The sequence below is a fragment of the Thalassobacillus pellis genome (assembly GCF_016908295.1).
GTDB lineage: Bacteria > Bacillota > Bacilli > Bacillales > Halobacillaceae > Thalassobacillus > Thalassobacillus pellis.
Map to the genome: position 1 here is coordinate 117391 of NZ_JAFBDO010000007.1, position 20846 is coordinate 138236.

Annotated in this window: 21 protein-coding genes; 20 read left to right on the plus strand and 1 reads right to left on the minus strand. The window is 42.5% G+C overall.

The annotated features are described in order from the left end of the window. The first annotated feature begins 6 nt into the window (after window positions 1–6). From hemW to deoC, 9 genes are all read left to right on the plus strand, one after another. Entirely contained in the window at window positions 7–1146 is a 1140-nt protein-coding gene (gene hemW / locus JOC33_RS17805; protein ID WP_205093898.1) for a radical SAM family heme chaperone HemW, read from the plus strand. A 105-nt stretch (window positions 1147–1251) separates the two neighbouring features. Beyond that, on the plus strand, window positions 1252–2280 hold the full coding sequence (hrcA, locus tag JOC33_RS17810; RefSeq protein WP_205093899.1) for a heat-inducible transcriptional repressor HrcA: 1029 nt from the start codon (window positions 1252–1254) through the stop codon (window positions 2278–2280). Between the two features lie 131 nt (window positions 2281–2411). Then, complete coding sequence (gene grpE / locus JOC33_RS17815; RefSeq protein ID WP_205093900.1) at window positions 2412–2984, plus strand: nucleotide exchange factor GrpE; 573 nt, start codon at window positions 2412–2414, stop codon at window positions 2982–2984. A gap of 104 nt (window positions 2985–3088) precedes the next feature. Then, the gene (gene dnaK, locus JOC33_RS17820; protein ID WP_205093901.1) at window positions 3089–4921 is read left to right on the plus strand and encodes a molecular chaperone DnaK; all 1833 of its coding nucleotides are present in this window, start codon (window positions 3089–3091) and stop codon (window positions 4919–4921) included. Window positions 4922–5062: 141 nt separating this feature from the next. Next, window positions 5063–6190, plus strand: coding sequence for a molecular chaperone DnaJ (dnaJ, locus tag JOC33_RS17825; RefSeq protein ID WP_205093902.1), 1128 nt, complete (start codon window positions 5063–5065; stop codon window positions 6188–6190). 82 nt (window positions 6191–6272) lie between these two features. Then, window positions 6273–7214, plus strand: a complete 942-nt coding sequence (gene prmA, locus JOC33_RS17830) for a 50S ribosomal protein L11 methyltransferase (RefSeq protein ID WP_205093903.1) — start codon at window positions 6273–6275, stop codon at window positions 7212–7214. Window positions 7215–7232: 18 nt separating this feature from the next. Further along, entirely contained in the window at window positions 7233–7985 is a 753-nt protein-coding gene (locus JOC33_RS17835; RefSeq protein ID WP_205093904.1) for a 16S rRNA (uracil(1498)-N(3))-methyltransferase, read from the plus strand. A gap of 5 nt (window positions 7986–7990) precedes the next feature. Further along, window positions 7991–9340: a tRNA (N(6)-L-threonylcarbamoyladenosine(37)-C(2))-methylthiotransferase MtaB gene (mtaB, locus tag JOC33_RS17840; RefSeq protein ID WP_205093905.1), complete on the plus strand. Its 1350-nt coding sequence runs from the start codon at window positions 7991–7993 to the stop codon at window positions 9338–9340. A gap of 157 nt (window positions 9341–9497) precedes the next feature. Continuing rightward, window positions 9498–10169, plus strand: coding sequence for a deoxyribose-phosphate aldolase (gene deoC, locus JOC33_RS17845; RefSeq protein WP_205093906.1), 672 nt, complete (start codon window positions 9498–9500; stop codon window positions 10167–10169). A 123-nt stretch (window positions 10170–10292) separates the two neighbouring features. Here the strand turns inward: deoC and JOC33_RS17850 are convergent, their stop codons facing one another. Continuing rightward, the gene (locus JOC33_RS17850; protein ID WP_205093907.1) at window positions 10293–11225 is read right to left on the minus strand and encodes a Na/Pi symporter; all 933 of its coding nucleotides are present in this window, start codon (window positions 11223–11225) and stop codon (window positions 10293–10295) included. 232 nt (window positions 11226–11457) lie between these two features. Here JOC33_RS17850 and rpsU point away from each other — a divergent pair, with 232 nt between their 5' ends. The 11 genes from rpsU (at window position 11458) to JOC33_RS17905 (ending at window position 20765) form a co-directional block, all read left to right on the plus strand. After that, window positions 11458–11634 carry a 30S ribosomal protein S21 gene (rpsU, locus tag JOC33_RS17855; RefSeq protein WP_028783259.1) on the plus strand — a complete coding sequence of 59 codons (177 nt, stop codon included), beginning with the start codon at window positions 11458–11460 and terminating at the stop codon, window positions 11632–11634. Window positions 11635–11655: 21 nt separating this feature from the next. Then, the gene (locus JOC33_RS17860) at window positions 11656–12102 is read left to right on the plus strand and encodes a GatB/YqeY domain-containing protein (protein WP_205093908.1); all 447 of its coding nucleotides are present in this window, start codon (window positions 11656–11658) and stop codon (window positions 12100–12102) included. Between the two features lie 217 nt (window positions 12103–12319). After that, window positions 12320–13669, plus strand: coding sequence for an NfeD family protein (locus JOC33_RS17865; RefSeq protein ID WP_205093909.1), 1350 nt, complete (start codon window positions 12320–12322; stop codon window positions 13667–13669). Between the two features lie 2 nt (window positions 13670–13671). After that, entirely contained in the window at window positions 13672–14667 is a 996-nt protein-coding gene (floA, locus tag JOC33_RS17870; RefSeq protein WP_205093910.1) for a flotillin-like protein FloA, read from the plus strand. A 28-nt stretch (window positions 14668–14695) separates the two neighbouring features. Then, complete coding sequence (locus tag JOC33_RS17875) at window positions 14696–15193, plus strand: hypothetical protein (protein WP_205093911.1); 498 nt, start codon at window positions 14696–14698, stop codon at window positions 15191–15193. Window positions 15194–15268: 75 nt separating this feature from the next. Then, window positions 15269–15550, plus strand: a complete 282-nt coding sequence (yqfC, locus tag JOC33_RS17880; RefSeq protein WP_205093912.1) for a sporulation protein YqfC — start codon at window positions 15269–15271, stop codon at window positions 15548–15550. Window positions 15551–15575: 25 nt separating this feature from the next. Beyond that, entirely contained in the window at window positions 15576–16760 is a 1185-nt protein-coding gene (yqfD, locus tag JOC33_RS17885; protein ID WP_205093913.1) for a sporulation protein YqfD, read from the plus strand. A gap of 2 nt (window positions 16761–16762) precedes the next feature. Next, window positions 16763–17740, plus strand: a complete 978-nt coding sequence (locus JOC33_RS17890; RefSeq protein WP_205093914.1) for a PhoH family protein — start codon at window positions 16763–16765, stop codon at window positions 17738–17740. Window positions 17741–17801: 61 nt separating this feature from the next. Beyond that, window positions 17802–19940, plus strand: coding sequence for an HD family phosphohydrolase (locus tag JOC33_RS17895; RefSeq protein ID WP_239534287.1), 2139 nt, complete (start codon window positions 17802–17804; stop codon window positions 19938–19940). A 2-nt stretch (window positions 19941–19942) separates the two neighbouring features. Continuing rightward, window positions 19943–20410 carry an rRNA maturation RNase YbeY gene (ybeY, locus tag JOC33_RS17900; RefSeq protein ID WP_205093947.1) on the plus strand — a complete coding sequence of 156 codons (468 nt, stop codon included), beginning with the start codon at window positions 19943–19945 and terminating at the stop codon, window positions 20408–20410. Continuing rightward, window positions 20385–20765 carry a diacylglycerol kinase family protein gene (locus JOC33_RS17905; protein WP_205093915.1) on the plus strand — a complete coding sequence of 127 codons (381 nt, stop codon included), beginning with the start codon at window positions 20385–20387 and terminating at the stop codon, window positions 20763–20765. The genes ybeY and JOC33_RS17905 overlap by 26 nt, the downstream gene beginning before the upstream one ends. Window positions 20766–20846: the final 81 nt, after the last annotated feature.

The window sequence follows — 20846 nt, forward strand, 5'->3', positions numbered from 1 at the left end:
AATAACATGCAGATTCCATCTGTATATATTCATATCCCTTTTTGTCAGCAAATTTGTCATTATTGTGATTTCACCAAGTTTTTCTATAATGACCGGCTGGCTGATGATTATTTGGAAGCACTTAGAGAAGAAATACATCACTATATTCCCGGGAACAAAGCAAAGCCTAGAACAATTTTTGTTGGAGGCGGAACTCCGACAGCCCTTAATCATGGTCAGCTGGAAAAGTTGCTTCAGATCATCAGCCAATATCATGATATTGCAGCGTGTGCGGAATATACTTTTGAAGCAAATCCTGGTGATTTGGATTTAGAAAAAGTTAAATTACTAAAATACTACGGGGTAAACCGTATTTCACTGGGAGTTCAGGTGTTCGATGATAACATGCTTGAAAAAATCGGCCGTCTGCATCGGGTGAAGGATGTCTATACTAATATTGACCGGTTGATTGGAGAGGGACTGACCAATATCAGTATAGATTTAATTTATGCTCTCCCTGGACAAACACTGACTCAATTTGAAAACACTGTGGACGAAGCACTGGCGTTTGACCTGCCCCATTATTCCTCTTATTCGTTGCAAATTGAAAAGAAAACTGTTTTTTATCAGCGGTATAAGCAGGGAAAACTTGCCAAACCTCCTGAAGAAACGGAAGCGAGGATGTACGAATTGCTTCAGGATAAAATGGAAGGAGCTGGGCTGAAGCAATACGAAATCAGTAATTTTGCCAAGCCCGGCTTTGAAAGCCAGCACAACCTGACATATTGGAATAATGATTATTATTATGGGTTTGGTGCAGGAGCCCACGGTTACCTGCCTGGCAGGCGGATTATCAATCTCCGTCCTCTTCCAGCTTATTTGAAGCAGGCGAATCAAGACGGATATCCTGTACTGCATGAAGAAGTGGTTGGACGTAAAGAGCAAATGGAAGAAGAAATGTTTCTGGGTTTAAGAAAAGCAGAGGGCGTATCGATCGACCGTTTTAAGGAAAAATTCGGGGATCCATTAGAATCGGTGTTTTCACAAGCTATCCCTCATTTGAAGGAACGTGCACTGATTGAAGAAAGAAATAGACACATCTTACTTACAGACAAAGGCAGGATGCTCGGCAATGAGGTGTTTCAGGAATTCTTGCTTGAAACATGAGGTGAAAAAAATAAATTCAAACTCGTTGACAATCAAAATCGCTTTTGATAATTTATTATTAGATTTAGCACTCGTTAGAAGAGAGTGCTAACAGAGGTGATCATCATGTTGACTGAGCGACAATTGTTAGTACTTCAAGTGATTGTTGATGAATTCATCCATACAGCACAACCAGTGGGTTCACGTTCTATTTCAAAGAAGGATGAAGTCACATTCAGTTCAGCTACAATACGAAATGAAATGGCGGATCTGGAAGAAATGGGTCTGATTGAGAAGACGCACTCCTCATCAGGAAGGGTGCCTTCTGAAAAAGGATACCGGTTCTATGTAGACCATCTGCTGTCGCCATTCAGGCTTTCTAAACAGGAAGTCAGATCTATTCAGGATGCTTTTCGTGATCAGATGCTGGAATTTGAGCGTGTCGTCCAGAAGTCAGCGGGGATCCTTTCAGAATTGACGAATTATACGTCCATCATTCTCGGTCCCGAAGTGTTCGACACGAAGCTGAAACAGCTGCAGATCGTCCCATTGACTTCGCAGACTGCTGTCGCGATTCTTGTGACAAACACGGGACATGTTGAACATCGTGCTTTTAATATCCCGGTTGAAATTGAAGCGGTGGACCTTGAGAAAATGGTGAATATCCTGAACGAACGCCTAAGTGGTGTTCCGTTAATCAAACTGCATGAGAATATTTTCCGAGAAGTCGGCGATTTGTTGAAAACACATACGCAGAACTACGAAAAAGCATTCAAGTACCTGCAGGCAGCATTGGTTGATGAGCAGCCTGCGAAACTTTATGTCGGAGGTAAGACCAACATTCTCATACAGCCAGAGTTTAAGGATCTTGAAAAAGTCCGTTCTCTATATTCCATGATGGAAAAGGAGAATGAAATCGCTCATCTTCTGAGAAGCACACATCCAGGGTTAAAGGTGCGCATCGGACATGAAAACGAAGTAGATGCCATGCAGGATTGCAGTCTGATTACAGCAAGCTATGTACTGGGCGATGATCAGGTTGGAACGATCGCTTTACTTGGCCCGACCCGAATGGAATATAATCGAGTCATTCAACTGATGCATGTCCTGTCCGGGCAAATGACAGAGACGTTCAAATCATGGTACCAGAAATAGTGAATAATTCAGGATAGAAGGATAATGGTGGGGTTTTCACTCCCATCGCTTCTTTTTGTCCTTTTACTTTTGTACGGCCGTTAAAAGTGTTATAGTCGATAACGGTGAACAGAATATAAGGGGGTGTCCACATGGCAAAGGACAACAAGCACGAACAGGAAGTAATCTTGGAAACAGAAGATAACGAACAGGAAGAAACCAGCCGGGAAGAGGAATTGGAACAGGAAGTCATCGAGGAAGAACAAGAAGGTTCGGATAGTGAACTCGAGAAGCTGAAACAGGAGAAGGATGAACTCCAGAACCGTCTGCTTCGTCTGCAGGCTGATTATGATAATTTCCGAAGACGTTCTTTGAAAGAACGGGAATCTGATCGGAAGTATAAATCCCAGGAGCTGGTCACAGAACTGGTACCCGTTCTTGACAATTTCGAACGAGCATTGAAGGTCGAAGTTTCTGGCGATTCTGCAAAGGGGTTCGTTGATGGTATGAAAATGGTCTACCAGCAGTTCAAAACTGCCCTGGAGAAAGAAGGAGTCGAAGAGATTCCTGCTGAAGGAGAAGAATTCGACCCTCACCTCCATCAGGCAGTAATGCAAGTCAGTGACCAGAGCTATGAATCCAATGTTGTTATCGAAGAGATGCAAAAAGGCTATCGCCTGAAAGATAGGGTAATCCGCCCTGCAATGGTTAAAGTGAACGAATAAAGGTTTATAAGTGGGTGCTCACCACTTGATAAAATAAAAACATTTCAATCATTGATTGTAAATGATGAAGTCCACATATAGAGAAAGAAGGAGGAATTTTTACCATGGGTAAAATCATAGGTATCGACTTAGGTACAACAAACTCTTGTGTAGCAGTTATGGAAGGCGGGGAATCAAAGGTAATTCCAAATCCGGAAGGCAACCGCACAACCCCTTCAGCTGTAGCATTCAAAAACGGCGAGCGTCAAGTAGGGGAAGTGGCAAAGCGCCAGGCAATCACTAACCCGAATACCATCCTATCCATCAAACGTCATATGGGTACTGATCATAAAGTGGAAGTGGAAGGAAAAGAATATACGCCACAGGAAGTATCTGCAATCATTTTGCAATATATCAAAGGCTATGCAGAAGACTACCTTGGCGAAACAGTCGACAAAGCGGTTATTACTGTTCCTGCTTACTTTAACGATGCCGAGCGTCAGGCTACGAAAGATGCTGGTAAAATTGCAGGCATTGAAGTAGAACGCATCATTAATGAGCCGACAGCAGCTGCTCTTGCTTATGGTATCGATAAAGAAGACCAGGACCAGACTATCCTTGTCTACGACCTTGGCGGTGGTACGTTTGATGTCTCCATCCTTGACATTGGAGAAGGAACATTTGAAGTTGTAGCAACTGCTGGTGACAACCGTCTCGGTGGTGACGACTTCGACCAGGTAATCATCGATCACATGGTTTCAGAATTCAAAAAAGAAAACGGCATCGATCTTTCTCAGGATAAAATGGCTAAGCAGCGTCTAAAAGATGCGGCGGAAAAAGCGAAGAAAGATCTTTCTGGTGTAGCCCAGACTCAAATTTCCTTACCTTTCATCACAGCAGGAGAGGCTGGTCCATTGCACCTGGAAATGAACTTGACTCGTGCCAAATTTGAAGAACTGTCTTCCGACTTGGTCGAGCGTTCCATGAAGCCGACTCGTCAAGCGTTGAAAGATGCTGGTATGTCTTCAAGCGAAATTGATAAAGTCATCCTTGTTGGTGGATCCACTCGTATACCGGCTGTACAGGAAGCCCTGAAAAAAGAAGTTGGAAAAGAACCATCCAAAGGTGTCAACCCGGATGAAGTAGTAGCTCTTGGTGCTGCAATTCAAGGTGGAGTGCTTCAAGGTGACGTAAAAGACGTTGTTCTTCTTGACGTAACCCCGTTATCTTTGGGAATCGAAACAATGGGTGGAGTAACTACAAAGCTTATCGAACGTAATACTACTATTCCAACTAGTCATTCCCAAGTATTCTCTACTGCAGCAGACAACCAGACAGCAGTAGACATTCATGTCCTTCAAGGGGAACGGGAAATGGCACAGGATAACAAAACTCTTGGCCGCTTCCAACTTACTGATATACCACCAGCACCACGTGGTGTGCCACAAATCGAAGTTTCTTTCGATATTGATGCGAACGGTATCGTTAACGTACGTGCCAAAGATCTTGGCACTAATAAAGAGCAATCCATTACTATTAAATCTTCTTCCGGGCTTTCTGAAGAGGAAGTAGATAAAATGGTAAAAGAAGCAGAAGAAAATGCGGAAGCGGACAAAAAGCGCCGTGAAGAAGTAGAATTGCGTAACGAAGCTGACCAAATGGTCTTCACTACGGAAAAAACATTGAAAGACCTTGGCGAACAGGTATCTGAAGAAGAGAAGCAACAGGCAGAATCAGCCAAAGACGAATTGAAAGAAGTACTTGAAGGTGACGATCTGGACAAAATCAGAGAAAAGAAAGAAGCCCTTCAGGAACATGTCCAAAACTTATCCGCTAAAGTATATGAGCAGGCAGCTCAACAAGCTCAAGCTCAGCAGGAAGCGCAAGGCGGAGACAGCAATGATGATGTAGTCGACGCTGATTATGAAGAAGTAAACGAAGAAGACGATAAAAAGTAAGCTGGTGTCAAAAGTCAAAGTCAGGAAACCCTTGGCTTTGGCTTTTTTCACGTAAGCTATTAAGAAAAAGCGATTTGTAACATTGCTTGAATCAATGTTATTATTAACTTTATGCAATAGTGCCGGGAGAGTGATCGTCAAGTGAGTAAGCGAGACTATTATGATGTACTTGGTGTTGGAAAAGACGCATCCAAGGAAGAAATTAAGAAGAAATATCGTAAACTTGCCCGCCAGTATCATCCTGACGTAAGTGATGAAGCTGACGCGGCAGATAAATTCAAGGAAGTAAAAGAAGCTTATGAGGTTTTGAGTGACCAGCAAAAACGCGCTCAATATGATCAGTTTGGTCATGCAGGTGCTCAAGGGCAAGGCTTTGGCGGTTTTGGTGGTGGAGCTGAAGACTTCGGCGGATTTGGGGATATCTTTGATATGTTCTTTGGCGGAGGCGGAAGACGTAGAGATCCGAATGCCCCCCGCAAAGGTGCCGATCTTCAGTATACGATGAATTTGTCCTTTGAAGATGCCATTTTCGGAAAAGATACAGATATTCAGATTCCTAAAGAAGAAGAATGCGAGACGTGTGATGGGTCTGGCGCAAAACCAGGCACCTCTCCGGAAACATGTCCTCATTGCCAGGGAAGCGGTCAGTTGAACCAGGAACAAAACACACCATTCGGCCGCGTAGTCAACCGTCGTGTATGTCACCACTGCCAAGGCAGCGGTCAGATAGTTAAAGACAAATGTAATTCTTGTGGCGGCTCAGGAAGAGTGACAAAGCGGAAGAAGATCCATGTAAATATTCCGGCTGGTATAGATGATGGTATGCAAATCCGGATAGCTGGTCAGGGCGAAGCTGGTGTAAATGGCGGTCCTGCGGGAGATTTATTTGTCGTTGTGCGGGTACAGCCGCATGAATTTTATGACCGAGAAGGCGACCATATTTTCTGTGAAATGCCAGTCACGTTTGCACAGGCAGCACTTGGAGATGAACTGGAAGTACCAACGGTTCATGGTAAGGTGAAACTTAAAGTCCCTGCAGGAACACAAACAGGGAAAACTTTCCGCCTAAAAGGTAAGGGTGCTCCTAACGTCAGAGGGCATGCTCACGGAGACCAGCATGTTAAAATTCGCGTGGTCACACCGCAGAAACTTACAGACCGACAAAAAGAATTAATTCGTGAGTTTAGTGAAATAAGCGGCAACGAATCGATCGATGAACAGCATGGTAACTTCTTTCAGAAAATGAAGCGTGCTTTCAAAGGGGAATAACCTCGTGACCACTGGACCATGTCCAGTGGTACATAGTATTGGCGTACACGGAGTCTGTTAAAAATAAATGGAGTTGATCGGTGTGAAGTGGTCAGAAATTTGTATCCATACTACGAATGAAGCGGTGGAACCTATTTCAAATATTCTGCATGAATCTGGAGCCAGTGGAGTCGTCATTGAAGATCCACAGGATATGCTGAAGGAAAGAGATTCTTTTTTTGGCGAGGTTTATGAACTTAATCCAGACGATTATCCAAAAGAAGGTGTTTATGTTAAGGCGTACCTTCCTGTTAACAGTTTTTTATCCGAAACGATCGAAGGGATCAAGCAATCGATTACTAACCTTGTGACGTATGATATTAATATTGGTACAAACAAGGTGACCATTAGTGAAGTAAATGAAGAAGACTGGTCGACTGCATGGAAAAAATATTACAAGCCGGTGAAGATTTCTGAAAAAGTTACGATTATACCGACATGGGAAGAGTATGAGCCAGTAAAATCTGATGAAGTCATCATTGAATTGGATCCTGGAATGGCATTTGGAACGGGAACGCATCCGACTACTATACTAAGCATTCAGGCAATTGAACGTCACATTCACAAAGACGATTTTGTCATTGATGTCGGTTCAGGTTCTGGTGTGCTGAGTGTAGCTTCAATACTTCTAGGGGCAAAGAAAGTATACGCTTATGATTTAGATGATATTGCGGTTAAGAGCACAGAAATAAATGCAGGGCTTAACCGGGTAGAGAATAAAGTAATCTCCAGACAGAATGATTTGCTTGACGGTGTTGCAGATCTAGAAGCGGATATGATCGTTTCAAACATACTTGCAGAAATCATTGTCCGTTTTACGGATGACGCGTATCGTTTATTGAAAAAAGGCGGGCTGTTCATTACCTCTGGAATTATCCAGGGTAAGAAGAACGAAGTAAAACAACGACTGGAAGAATCGGGTTTTACTATCGTAGAAGTGAACCAAATGGAAGACTGGGTGTCGATTATCGCTGAGAAATCGTAACTAAAGCAGGTGCATGTGATGCAACGTTATTTTGTAGACAAAGCTGATTGGCAGGGAGATAAGGTTACCATCCGAGGGGATGATGTCCATCATATTTCACGGGTAATGCGTATGGATGCAGGAGATGAAATAATCTGTACGCAATCAGGCGGGAAGGCAGCTGTCTGCAAAATAGCTGAATTGACTGCTGATGCTGTGATATGTAAGGTTGATTCCTTGATGGAAGAAAGTACTGAGCTCCCTGTAACGGTAACGATTGTCCAGGCTCTTGGCAAGGGAGATAAGCTTGAGACTGTTATACAAAAAGGTACTGAGCTTGGAGCAGATCAATTCATTCCCTACCAGGCGGACAGGTCCGTTGTAAAATGGGACAGGAAAAAAGCAGAAAAGAAAGCTCCGCGCATGCAAAAAATTGCCAAGGAAGCGAGTGAGCAGTCTCATCGCTTGAAAGTACCATCCGTATCAGGACTTCACTCCATCAATGAGATTTTAGCACTGAGCGACAACTATGATGTGAAAATTTTTGCTTACGAGGATGAAGCAAAACAGGAGGATTATCACTCTTTATCGAGTGTAATGGCAAGTATGTCTCCCGGTATGAGAATGATAGCAGTGATTGGTCCAGAAGGTGGATTTTCAGAAAAAGAAGTTCGCAAGTTCTATGAAGCCGGTTTCCAGTCAGTTCGGCTGGGACCGAGAATTTTAAGGATGGAAACAGCGCCTCTTTATTTATTGGCAAGTATTTCGTACCATTTTGAAGAATTGAGGTGAGGTAAATGCCTACCGTGGCATTTCACACATTAGGTTGTAAAGTTAATCATTATGAAACAGAAGCTGTTTGGCAGCTTTTCAAGGACCAAGGATATGAACGGGTGGATTTCAATCGTGAATCAGATGTTTACGTCATCAATACATGTACGGTAACCAACACAGGAGATAAGAAAAGCCGACAGGTCATCCGTCGTGCCATCAGGAAGAACCCTGACGGCGTCATATGCGTCACTGGCTGCTATGCCCAGACCTCCCCTGGGGAGATCATGGATATACCAGGCGTAGATATCGTAGTCGGAACTCAGAACCGAGTGAAAATGCTTGATTATATTGAACAATATAAAAAAGAACGTCAGCCGATCAATGGTGTTACAAATATCATGAAAAACAGGGTGTATGAGGAACTGGATGTTCCGTACTTCACTGATCGGACACGCGCATCACTTAAAATACAGGAGGGCTGCAATAATTTCTGCACTTTCTGCATTATACCTTGGGCCCGCGGCCTGATGCGTTCTCGTAAGCCGGAGGATGTCATCAGCCAGGCGCAGCAGCTCGTCGATGCAGGGTATAAAGAAATTGTTTTAACCGGAATCCATACCGGTGGATATGGAGAGGATATGAAAGATTATAACCTCGCCATGCTACTGCGGGAATTGGATGAAAAAGTTGTAGGCTTGAAAAGGATTCGAATTTCGTCCATTGAAGCAAGTCAGATTACAGATGAGGTCATCCAGGTTCTGAACGATTCAGATAAAATTGTCCGTCACCTTCATATTCCACTGCAGTCCGGTTCTGATACTGTATTGAAACGGATGAGACGGAAATATACGATGGAATTTTATAAAGAAAGAGTGGAACGGATCAAGGAAGCACTTCCTGATCTGGCTATCACCTCTGATATCATCGTGGGATTCCCAGGGGAAACGGAAGAAGAATTTATGGAAACTTATGAAGCTGTAAAAGAAATCGGCTATTCAGAGCTTCACGTGTTCCCGTTTTCAAAACGAACGGGAACACCTGCCGCCCGTATGAAAGAACAAGTCGATGATGAAGTCAAGCATGAACGTGTCCATCGGCTGATCGAGTTATCTGACCAGCAGGCAAAGACATATGCTTCTCGCTTTGAGAACGAAGTACTTGAGGTTATTCCGGAAGAAGAAGATAAGGATGGCCAAGAAGGTGTTTTCGTCGGTTATACAGATAATTATTTGAAGGTTAAATTCCGTGGCAGTGAGGATATGATTGGACAAATCGTCAAAGTGAAAATTACAAAAGCAGGTTATCCATATAATGAAGGCCAATTTGTCCGGATTATGGACAATCCTGATTTAAATGGAGCGACAGCAATATAAGTTCATGGAATAGGATCTGACATTTATGCAAGTTTTGCAGGGTCAGATCCTTTATTTATGGATGATGTATTGTTTGCAAGCTGGAAATAGAAGCGCCTTCATGCTATGATGAAGGAGATGTACGGACAACGTAATGTTATCAGAAAGGAAGAGCACTATGGAAAAAAATCTTGCTGAATGGATAGATCATACCCAGTTAAAACCTGATACAAAACAGAAAAAAATCGATGAGGTTTGCAGTGAAGCACGAGAATACAAGTTTGCTTCTGTCTGCGTAAATCCATACTGGGTAGAGCATTGTTATAAACAGTTAAAAGACACAGATGTTAAAGTTTGCACCGTAGTAGGGTTTCCGCTTGGAGCTACTACCACGGAAGTGAAAGCGTTCGAAACAAAGCAGGCTATTGAAAATGGCGCTACAGAAATTGATATGGTCATTAACGTAGGTGCTCTAAAATCCGGTGATCATGATTCAGTACAAAAAGATATCGAAGCAGTAGTCAGGGAAGCGGAAGGAAAAGCATTGGTGAAAGTAATTATCGAAACTTCTCTGTTGAGCGATGATGAGAAAGTCACAGCTTGTAAGCTGTCCGTCGATGCCGGAGCAGATTATGTAAAAACATCTACAGGTTTCTCCGGTGGAGGGGCAACAGTAGAAGATATCCGTCTGATGCGTAAAACGGTCGGTCCGGAGTTAGGTGTCAAGGCCTCCGGTGGCGTCAGAGATTATGAGTCGACAAAAGCGATGATTGATGCAGGCGCCACACGTATCGGAGCAAGTTCAGGCATCGAAATCATCAAAGGCGAGAAAGGTACATCTGATTATTAATGCCCAGCGGGCCTGTTCTAATTTATTAGAAACAGGCCTTTTTTTCACTTTATGAAAGTTTAACTTTGCTAAAAGATTAAAATATAAGTAAAACGGATACTTTCAGGCGACAAGCCAAGTTTTTTATGGCTTCCGGTCAAACATTTTCTTGAGGAATGTTTCAAATTGATGAATGAAGGGATAGAAAAGCGCTAAAGTAAACGTATTAAATAGAACCGCAAAATGAGCTAATTGCTGCGCAGGCTCATTTGCCAGCAGAGTGCTTATATCAGCCATGAAATCAATGAAAGGAAGCACGATTGCTACTCCGATAACGTTATACCAAAAATGACTGGAGGCCACGATACGCGCTTCTTTGTCCAAGGCAGCTCCTGCAATGGTTGCCGTGATACAAGTTCCGATATTGGCCCCTAATATTATTGCGATGGCAGAAGACATCGATATCAGCTCTTGTTGCAGCAGAGTGATTGTGATACCGAACATCGCTGAGGAAGAATGGATAAAACCTGTCCCTAACACGCCAAAACCGAATGCTGCAATAGCCGATCCATCCATATAGGCAAGCCACACTGCTGCACCTTTCCAATTTGTCAATTCATTAACCATTCCCCCAAAGTTTTCCAGGGCGAGAAAAATTACTGCAATTCCAAAAATGATGGTTCCCCATGCAAAGGATTTCTGATTTTTGATCAGTATCAATAAGACACCGATTACAAGGAAGAAAAGGTATGGGATATCCAGGGATAGACTGAGTATTTCTCCAGTTAATGTCGTACCTAAATTGGCACCAAGCATAATTCCGATCGCCTGCGACACTTTCATATGCTTGGTCGTCACCAGGCCCATTGCCAGCACGATAACGACAGAACTGCTTTGCAGGAGACAGGTTGTCATAAAGCCTGTACCAATACTGATAAGCGGGTTTTTGGAAAAATGGTATACCCACTTTTTCGTCCGGTGGTAGGATAGCTGGAACAATCCTATTTTCATGCATTGCAACCCGAATAAGAACATTAAGAGCAATACAGTTACTTTTGATATCAATTGAATGGCCATGGCAGCAACACCTCATAATACTATATGGGCATGTCCGGACAAACATGTCAGGAGTACAGAATATATCTGTAACATGCTATCTGTTCAAATTAATTCATCTTTACAGCCAGTTAATTCCACAAAAAAGTTGACCCTGATTAACCGTTATAATATAATTATCAAAGGCGTGATAGTGAAAAAGTACATGCCTGTAGAAGATACTTGCTTTATGCTTCGGAGGGAGGGAAATAGCATGTCAAAAACAACTCGCGTTCGTAAAAACGAGTCTCTTGAAGATGCTCTTCGTCGCTTCAAAAAGAGCGTATCCAAATCTGGGACGCTATCTGAATACCGTAAACGTGAACATTACGAAAAGCCTAGCGTACGCCGTAAGAAAAAATCTGAGGCCGCTAGAAAACGTAAATGGTAGAAGAAGAGGGTGCAAAGAGATATGTCATTACAAGAGCGCCTCAACCAGGATATGAAGCAGGCAATGCGAAATAAAGAAAAAGATAAATTGACAGTCATTCGCATGGTAAAGGCTGCTTTACAGAATGAAGCCATTAAGCATGGCAGAGGCGAATTATCTGAAGAAGAAGAACTTACTGTTTTAGCAAGAGAGCTGAAACAGCGGAAAGATTCCCTCCAGGAATTTAAAGAAGCTGGACGCGAAGATCTTGTAGAAAAACTTAACTTTGAAATTGAGATTTTACAAGCATATATGCCGAAACAGCTTTCAGAAGAGGAACTTGAGCAAGTCGTGCAAGAAACCATCACGGAAGTAGGTGCTTCCTCAAAGAAAGACATGGGGAAAGTGATGAATGCCATCATGCCTAAAGTGAAAGGTAAAGCCGACGGATCTCAAGTAAATAAGTTAGTTATGAAACATTTATCCTGAAGTTAAAAAATCTCCCTGGGTTCTGGGGGGATTTTTTTTAACACTTTAAGAAAGTTTAACTTTGTTAAAGTTTTAAAGTATAAGTAAAATTAAGGCTTGTCGTCATAAGGGCTGGCGACAAGCCAAGTTTTTCTAAATTATTTTGATGGTGTATGAAACTTATTACATTAACAAAACGTACATATAACAAGACGGTAAAAAAGAAAGGAGTAACCTCATGGGACGATTGCTCCGCAGTGTTTTTCTGATCTTGCTGCTGCTGGCTTCCTTAGTGCCTGTTTGGAATCATAGCGGGCAGACCTATGCAGCTGGGGAAGGGAAGCTCGTTTATATCATACCTGTGAAAGATAATGTGGAACGGGGGCTTGAGGCATTTTTAGAGAGAGCGACAACAAAGGCCAACGAAGCAGATGCAGATCATATCATCTTTGAAATTGCCACACCAGGAGGCAGGGTGGATGCTGCAGGGGCAATAGGTGAGATGTTTCAGGATTTAGATATACCGAATACGGCATTCATTACGTCAAGGGCTTTGTCAGCAGGTTCATACATAGCACTTAATGCTGACCAGATTTACATGAAGCCCAGTTCGACAATGGGTGCTTCAGGTGTAATTAATTCAGATGGTACGGCTGCTGATAAAAAAGCTCAATCTGCATGGATAGCAGCCATGACGGCAGCAGCAGAATCCAATGGACGCAATCCCCTATATGCAGAAGCCATGGCAGATCCTTCTGTCGATTTGCCGGAACTGAACGCTCCGAAAGGGAAGTTTCTGACACTGGATCCCAGTTCCGCTGTTGAAGTCGGCTATGCTGAAGGTGTCGTCTCCCATCGTACAGAATTGCTGCACGAACTTTCTCTGTCTGATGCTGAAATAGTGGAAACAAAACCTACCTTAGCTGAGAATGTTGCTAGGTTCCTGACAGATCCTGTAGTAGTTCCTATTCTTTTGTCAGTTGCCAGTCTGGGTTTGATTGTGGAATTGTATTCTCCCGGTTTTGGCATACCTGGAATAATGGGGCTGTTATCACTTATATTGTTCTTCTATGGTCATATAATTGCAGGTCTTGCAGGTTATGAAGCGATCATTTTACTTGTCTTAGGCATCATACTCGTTGTGGCGGAATTTTTCCTCCCTGGGGGTATTGCAGGAATTGCAGGAATAGCGGCAATTGTTGCGTCCTTGATGTTATCAGGTGCCGATACGGGGCATATGGCTATGAGTATTGGTATAGCCATGATTGTTTCCATTGTTGCATCCGTAATACTTTTCAAAACAATCGGGTTGGAAAAGGGGTTCTTCCGGCACATCATTTTGCAGGACGCCACCTCGACTGATAAAGGTTACGTATCTACTGTAAATCGTCTGGAACTTATTGGTCTTGAAGGAGAGACATTAACACCTCTCCGGCCATCTGGTACTGCAGTGTTTGACAATGAGCGCCTTGATGTTGTTACTGAGGGCGTTTACACCGCTGCAAAAACCCCTGTGAAGGTTATCAAGATTGAAGGATCACGCATAGTTGTGCGTGAAATCCATAAAGAAAATAATGAGGAGGAATAAAGATGGGTTTAGAACAATTAATGCCAATTATCATTATCGGTATCATCATCATCGTATTAGCAGTCTTATTTACGTTTATACCTGTTATGCTCTGGATCAGTGCACTGGCGGCAGGGGTAAAGATAAGCATTTTCACTCTTGTAGGAATGAGGCTCAGAAGAGTCATACCTTCCAGGGTTATTAATCCGTTAATCAAAGCCCATAAAGCAGGTGTGAATGTCGATACCAATCAGCTGGAAAGTCATTACCTGGCCGGTGGTAACGTAGACAGGGTCGTTAATGCTCTTATTGCAGCACAACGGGCCAATATTGAGCTGAGCTTCGAACGCTGTGCTGCCATTGACCTGGCAGGCCGTGATGTATTGGAAGCTGTTCAAATGAGCGTCAATCCCAAAGTTATTGAAACACCTTTTATTGCTGGTGTGGCCATGGATGGAATCGAAGTAAAAGCAAAAGCGCGTATAACCGTCCGGGCTAATATAGACCGTTTAGTCGGTGGCGCTGGTGAAGATACGGTTATTGCCCGTGTTGGTGAGGGGATAGTTTCTACAATCGGTAGTTCCTCCAGTCACGGTCAGGTATTGGAAAATCCTGATCGTATATCACAGAATGTACTCTCCAAAGGTCTTGATGCGGGGACAGCTTTTGAAATCCTGTCGATCGATATTGCTGATATTGATATCGGCAAAAATATTGGTGCAATCCTCCAGACTGATCAGGCGGAAGCTGATAAGAACATTGCCCAGGCAAAAGCAGAAGAACGTCGTGCGATGGCAATTGCCCAAGAACAGGAAATGCGTGCCAGAGTCCAGGAAATGCAGGCCAAGGTCGTTGAAGCAGAAGCGGACGTTCCTCAAGCTCTCGCTGATGCCCTGCGTTCAGGCAAAATGGGTGTAATGGATTACATGAATTACCAGAATATCAATGCTGACACAGAGATGCGTGGTACATTAGGGAAGTTGTCTAAAGAGGATAATGGGGAAGACGAGGACAAATAAGCGGACCACGTGTAAAGGAGGATGAGCCATGGGTGAAATCCTTGAATTAATTTTCGGTAACATCGTTATCATTGCAGCTATCATTGGAGGTATCATCAGCTGGGTGAGTAGATCAATGGGGGAAAAAAAAGAACAGAGTAAACCCTATCCTCCTTCCAATAATGCCCCTCGGCAAGCAGAGGGACAACAGAATAACGAAATGATGGAAGAAAAAGCAGAAGAACAGGCGAAGAGGTATTATGATCAGAAAGAGCGCCATATCAGAGATATAGCGGAACGAAGTATCGGGGATCCAACTGACGGATATGCGCAGAAACAAACAAAAGAAATGGACCCGCAATATTCTAACACTGAGGAAATGAAAAGATTCATTCCTGGGAAATCTTTAAATTCAGCTCCCCCTTCTCTTTCCATAGGCAAGAACCTGACCAGGAAGAAAGTGGCTGAGAGTATGGTGATGGCTGAGATTCTTGGACCGCCAAGATCAAAAAAACCTCATCGTTCCTTCTCAAGCCGGAATAATTAATGAAGCTGACGCACGGATTGTAGTGATACAATCCGTGCGTTTTTCGTATATATAAGGGAAGAGGGAGGGCGTAACATGAAAAAATGGCAACAACAGATACGAGGCTGGATGGCCAACTACTTGGAGCTTCCTTCTGATGTCATGTTGGATTTGCCCAGGGTAACGACGATTGGCGATTTTCATGTTTATATTGAGAACCATAATGGGTTGATGCATTTCTCTGAACAGGAAATACGCCTGAAGTCCCGTAAAGGGATTATTAAGCTTACTGGTGAAGGATTTGTCTTGAAATTAATGCTTTCTGAGGAAATATTGGTAGAAGGAAATGTGCAAGCAGTCCAATTCATAACCGATTGACTAGAACTAATTCAAGGAGGTTATTATGAAGCCATTGCAAGCAAGATTTTTGAAAGGGACGATTAAACTGGTCATCCTAGGCCCAAACCCTGAATTATTTATCAATAACTGTGCCAGACAAGGGGTGATCATATGGGATGTTAGGAAGCTGAAAGATGATAAACTGTCTGCATGTATATACTTGTCCGATCTGCATAAGGTAAAGCGGATAAGAAAAGGATCTCAATATAAGGTAGGCTTGAAACGTGGACAAGGACTTCCTTACGTCTTACAGGCCATTTCTAATCAAAAGCCTTTATGGCTGGCATTTTTACTTACTGCATTCCTTCTTTTTATGATATCAAATATTGTATGGTCCATTCATATAGAAGGGCTTCCACAGGAATTAGAAACGAAAGTAGAAAAACAACTGAAACAATATGGTGTAGAGCCCGGAGCCATTACTTTCCGGCTGGATGACACAGCAGCCATCCAACAGAAACTGTTAGACGATATACCGGAATTACTCTGGATCGGTGTGCAAAAGAAAGGGACAGCCTATCTGTTCGAAGGGGTGGAGAAGACATTAGTTGATAAAGAAGAAGAAAAAAGCCCTGCTCATCTTGTTGCCGCCAAAAAAGGTATGATTATTTCCATGTATATTGAAAAGGGCAAGCCGATGGTAGATATTCACGATTTCGTTAAGAAAGGGGAAATTCTTGCCTCAGGTCAGTTGGACGAACGTGATACAAAGCTTGTCCGAGCGCAGGGAAATGTCTTCGCTGAAACATGGTACCGCTTGGAAGTGTCCGTACCTATGAAGGAAACGCTGCACACCACTACCGGCAATAATGAACAACGTTATCATTTAAGAATCGGCAGTTTTGAATTTCCTGTATGGGGTTGGGGAAAAATAGAGTATTCGCTTGTTAAAAAAGAAGAAGATTCCAGCCAATTAAGTATTTTTTCGAAAGAACTACCTTTTTACTGGAAGAAGTCCACCTATTATGAAATGAATCGGCTGGAAAAGAATAGGACAAAAAAAGATTCTATCAGAATAGCCAGGCACCAGGCCAAAATGGATCTGTTAAAACGCCTTCCAGAAGATTCAAAAATCGTCCAAGAAAATATTTTGCACGAAGAAGTGGACAGTGGTAAAGTAAAATTAATCCTATTCGTTAAAGTCCACGAAAATATTGCGGTTACTAAGAATGTCAATCAAGGAGTTTGAGTATGCAGGAAGATTTGAAAACCATTGATATCCAGCTGGATAATGCTACAGAAGCACTATCATTGTTTGGGACGGAAGATAGAAATTTAAAACAAATCGAAGAATTATTACAGGTGAATATCATTACACGCGGCGAACATGTCAGCGTTTCCGGAAGAGAAGAGCGCGTCAGGCTAGTGGAAGAAATCCTCCATGCACTGCTGGCTATCATCCGAAAAGGTCTAAGTGTAACTGTCCGCGATGTGGTATATGCTGTAGAGCTTGCCAAAAAAGGCAAAATAAACCAGTTTGAAGCATTATTTGAAGATGAAATTACTCGTAATGCCAAAGGGAAATCCATCAGGGTGAAAACATTAGGGCAGAGGGGCTACGTAGCTGCTATCAGAAACAATGACCTCGTTTTCGGTATTGGTCCGGCAGGTACTGGGAAAACCTACCTGGCAGTGGTCATGGCGGTCAATGCGCTGAAAAATGGACAGGTCAAGAAGATCATACTCACTCGCCCAGCTGTAGAAGCAGGCGAGAGTCTCGGCTTTTTACCAGGTGATTTAAAAGAAAAAGTCGACCCGTATCTGCGCCCGTTGTATGACTCTTTACATGATGTCCTGGGAGCAGAGCATACGGCACGGCTGATTGAACGTGGCACAATCGAAATTGCTCCACTTGCTTATATGAGAGGCCGGACTCTCGATGATGCTTTTGCAATTCTTGATGAAGCGCAGAATACTACACCAGCACAGATGAAAATGTTTTTAACACGGCTTGGTTTTGGTTCAAAAATGGTGATTACCGGGGATATCACCCAAATCGACCTGCCTCGAGGAGTGAATTCTGGTCTTCGCGAAGCCGAATTCAGATTGAAGGGTGTCAAAGGCTCTTCTTTTATAAGACTGGACCAAACGGATGTCATCCGTCATCCACTTGTCCAAAGAATCATTGATGCTTATGAAGTGAATGAAGGGGAAAAACAGACAGAATAAGGCCCAAATGCCTACCGGGGTCTTATTTCTGTATATCATGAAAAATTAAAGAGGTGAACTGATGAATAAAGCCTTATGGAAGAAATGGATGCAGAGCCTTAATCGCCAGCAAGGCAGAGGAAGGTTGTTATTCCCTGCTTTATTGATTGGTTCCTTCTTTTTTATTTTCATGCTCTCGAATGTTTATACGGAAACGTACGATATAAAGAAGTTTTCTATTTCCGAGGCTACAATTCGTTCTCCAATTACAATTGAGAATGTCAAGGAAACAGAGCGCTTGAAAAGAGAAGCATCCCAGGCCGTTCAGGACTATTACTCAAATTCAGTGAAAATCACTGAGGAACGGGTTGGTTATGTAGATGAAGTATTTGAAGCTATTGATACGTTTGAGCAGAAAAAAACGGATGATCACGCTACAGTCATGACGGCGGAAGAAAAAGTACATAAACTCCATCAGTTACTTTCACAGGAAATCATCATGGAAATGCAGGAGAAGTCTTTAAAAGCAATTGTAGAGGCTGAGCATTGGGAACAGAGGCTTGCTCATCAGCTATTGAAAACATCCCTGTATGATAGGTTTAACCAAGGAATCAAAGCGGAAGAAGTAAAAGAAGCAGAACAGCAGCTCAAGTCGAGCCTTCGTTATGCAAGCCTTGATGGGAATCTGAAGAAGGCTGTGATTGACCTTGGCCAGGCTGCTATAGTGACAAATTCTTTTTTCGATAATGTAAAGACTGCCAGAGCTCAGGAGCAAGCAGCATTGAATGTCGAACCTGTAACGATACGGGCAGGAGAAATAATTGTTTCTGAAGGTGGCATGATTACTTCGGATGTTTATGAAAAACTTAAACTAGTTGGTTTATTGGATAAGGAAAGGAATTTATATCCGCTTTTTGGCTTAGGGATACTTACTTTACTGTTGTCTTTCCTGATTTTGTACGAGCTGTTACGATTAGCACGCTTAAAGGTTCTGAAGGTTCAGCATGTTGTTATAGTCGTGACTGTTTCAATATCGATGACAGCCTTAATGAAGCTGGTTAGCATCTTTTCTAATGATGTAAACAACTACTTTTACCTTGTTCCATTAGCTTGCGGTGTCATGCTTTTGAAAATGTTGGTTGCTGAGCGTATTGCAATCATGATGGCATGCATCTTTTCGTTGCTGGCCTGTTTTATTTTTAATGGTGAAATCCCTGGCACTCTTCACGCTGAAGCTGGAATATATTATGGGATGTCACAGCTGGCAGCAATAATACTTCTTCACAATCTGAAAGACAGGCTGGCGATACTGAAAGCAGGGGCAGGGCTGGCAGTGGTTAATATTTTGGTTGTCCTGCTATTTTTGTTTTTATCTTTTGAAAAATATTCTTGGACAGGTATACTTTTACAGAGTGGATTTGCTGCAATCTCTGCTTTTCTGGCTTCTGTTCTTACACTAGGGCTGCTTCCATTCTTTGAAACGGGATTCGGTGTATTGACGGATACTAAGCTTCTGACACTTTCAAACCCTAACCATCCGCTTCTTCGTAAAATTTTAACCGAAGCACCAGGAACTTATCATCATAGTGTAATGGTAGCCAACTTAAGCGAATCTGCCTGTGAAGCAATCGGTGCTAATGGACTATTAGCGCGAGTAGCTGCATATTATCACGATTTGGGTAAAACAGTCAGGCCTCATTTTTTTATAGAAAACCAAATGGGGATGAAAAACCCACATGATTTTTTGTCTCCGGAAGATAGTGCAGAAATAATCATTAATCACCCTTATGATGGTGCTGATCTTTTAAAGAAAAAGAAAATGCCACAAGAAATAATAGATATCGCTGAACAGCATCACGGTACAACATTACTTAAATATTTTTATTACAAAGCAAGAGATGAAGAAGGAGAAGTATTAGAAGAGTTATACAGGTATCCTGGACCAAAACCTCAAACAAAAGAAGCGGCAATCCTGTGTATTTGTGATTCTGTCGAGGCTGCTGTCCGATCGTTGAACGAACCCACAAATGCTAAAATAAAAGATATCATCACCAAAATAACAGAGGATCGTTTATCGGATGGTCAGTTGGACGAATGCCCCCTGACATTGCTCGAACTGAACAAAATACAGCAGGCTATTTACGAAACACTGCAAGGTATATTCCATTCTCGGATACAATATCCCACAAAGACAAAAAAGTTGGTCAAGGAGGCTAAATAATGTTGCAAATAGATTTTCATGATGAAACCAATTCGGTCGGGGAAGATCAAATCGACCTTATCCAAAGGATTTTAACGTTCGCTGCAGATAAAGAAGAGTTGACAGCTGAAGCTGAAATTTCCTTGAATTTTGTCAATAACTCAGAGATACAGGAATTAAATAGAAACTACCGCCAGAAGGATACACCTACGGACGTCATTTCCTTTGCAATGCAGGAACGAGGAGAAGGAGAAATGGAAATTGTCGGGGAAGAGGTTCCCTTGATTCTCGGAGACATCGTTATTTCTGTTGACAAGGCAATAGAGCAGGCGAAGGAATATAATCATTCCCTAGAAAGGGAATTAAGCTTTTTGGCACTCCATGGCTTTCTCCATCTGCTTGGCTATGATCATATTGAAAAGGCGGATGAAAAAAAGATGTTTCACAGACAAGAGGAAATCCTGCATGAATTCGGCCTCAAAAGAAATTAAAAGAAAGCGTTGGATCGGTTTTCGTTATGCTTGGAACGGGATAAGGGAAGCTACTGTCGAACGTAATATCAAAATCCATCTTTGCGCTGCAGTACTGGTGGTTTTCATGTCTTTTTGGCTGGGTCTTGCCGCAATAGAGTGGGTATGCATCTTGACGATCATAGCGCTTGTCCTTTCACTTGAAATGATTAATACAAGTCTGGAGAGAGCAATGGATTATCTGGCACCGGAAGTACATCCACTTGTTGGAATAGTGAAAGATATAGCAGCAGGCGCTGTCCTTGTAGCTGCTTTCTTTTCCCTGATTATCGGGATAATTATTTTCCTTCCTAAGCTGTTGGAGATTTTTGGATAAAAAATAATGAAAGCTTTTGTCGACTATGTGAAATCGCTTTAAAAATATAGTAAAATGAGAAATACCAGATGGAGGAAATAT

Excerpts from the sequence above, each read along its gene's own strand:
- JOC33_RS17895 (WP_239534287.1), top strand. The coding sequence starts at position 17,802 with ATGAATAAAGCCTTATGGAAGAAATGGATGCAGAGCCTTAATCGCCAG.
- hrcA (WP_205093899.1), top strand. The coding sequence starts at position 1,252 with ATGTTGACTGAGCGACAATTGTTAGTACTTCAAGTGATTGTTGATGAA.
- rpsU (WP_028783259.1), top strand. The coding sequence starts at position 11,458 with ATGTCAAAAACAACTCGCGTTCGTAAAAACGAGTCTCTTGAAGATGCT.
- JOC33_RS17905 (WP_205093915.1), top strand. The coding sequence starts at position 20,385 with ATGAATTCGGCCTCAAAAGAAATTAAAAGAAAGCGTTGGATCGGTTTT.
- deoC (WP_205093906.1), top strand. The coding sequence starts at position 9,498 with ATGGAAAAAAATCTTGCTGAATGGATAGATCATACCCAGTTAAAACCT.
- JOC33_RS17860 (WP_205093908.1), top strand. The coding sequence starts at position 11,656 with ATGTCATTACAAGAGCGCCTCAACCAGGATATGAAGCAGGCAATGCGA.
- yqfC (WP_205093912.1), top strand. The coding sequence starts at position 15,269 with ATGAAAAAATGGCAACAACAGATACGAGGCTGGATGGCCAACTACTTG.
- yqfD (WP_205093913.1), top strand. The coding sequence starts at position 15,576 with ATGAAGCCATTGCAAGCAAGATTTTTGAAAGGGACGATTAAACTGGTC.
- JOC33_RS17835 (WP_205093904.1), top strand. The coding sequence starts at position 7,233 with ATGCAACGTTATTTTGTAGACAAAGCTGATTGGCAGGGAGATAAGGTT.
- JOC33_RS17875 (WP_205093911.1), top strand. The coding sequence starts at position 14,696 with ATGGGTGAAATCCTTGAATTAATTTTCGGTAACATCGTTATCATTGCA.
- grpE (WP_205093900.1), top strand. The coding sequence starts at position 2,412 with ATGGCAAAGGACAACAAGCACGAACAGGAAGTAATCTTGGAAACAGAA.
- floA (WP_205093910.1), top strand. The coding sequence starts at position 13,672 with ATGGGTTTAGAACAATTAATGCCAATTATCATTATCGGTATCATCATC.
- dnaK (WP_205093901.1), top strand. The coding sequence starts at position 3,089 with ATGGGTAAAATCATAGGTATCGACTTAGGTACAACAAACTCTTGTGTA.
- JOC33_RS17865 (WP_205093909.1), top strand. The coding sequence starts at position 12,320 with ATGGGACGATTGCTCCGCAGTGTTTTTCTGATCTTGCTGCTGCTGGCT.
- hemW (WP_205093898.1), top strand. The coding sequence starts at position 7 with ATGCAGATTCCATCTGTATATATTCATATCCCTTTTTGTCAGCAAATT.
- JOC33_RS17850 (WP_205093907.1), bottom strand. The coding sequence starts at position 11,225 with ATGGCCATTCAATTGATATCAAAAGTAACTGTATTGCTCTTAATGTTC.
- JOC33_RS17890 (WP_205093914.1), top strand. The coding sequence starts at position 16,763 with ATGCAGGAAGATTTGAAAACCATTGATATCCAGCTGGATAATGCTACA.
- mtaB (WP_205093905.1), top strand. The coding sequence starts at position 7,991 with ATGCCTACCGTGGCATTTCACACATTAGGTTGTAAAGTTAATCATTAT.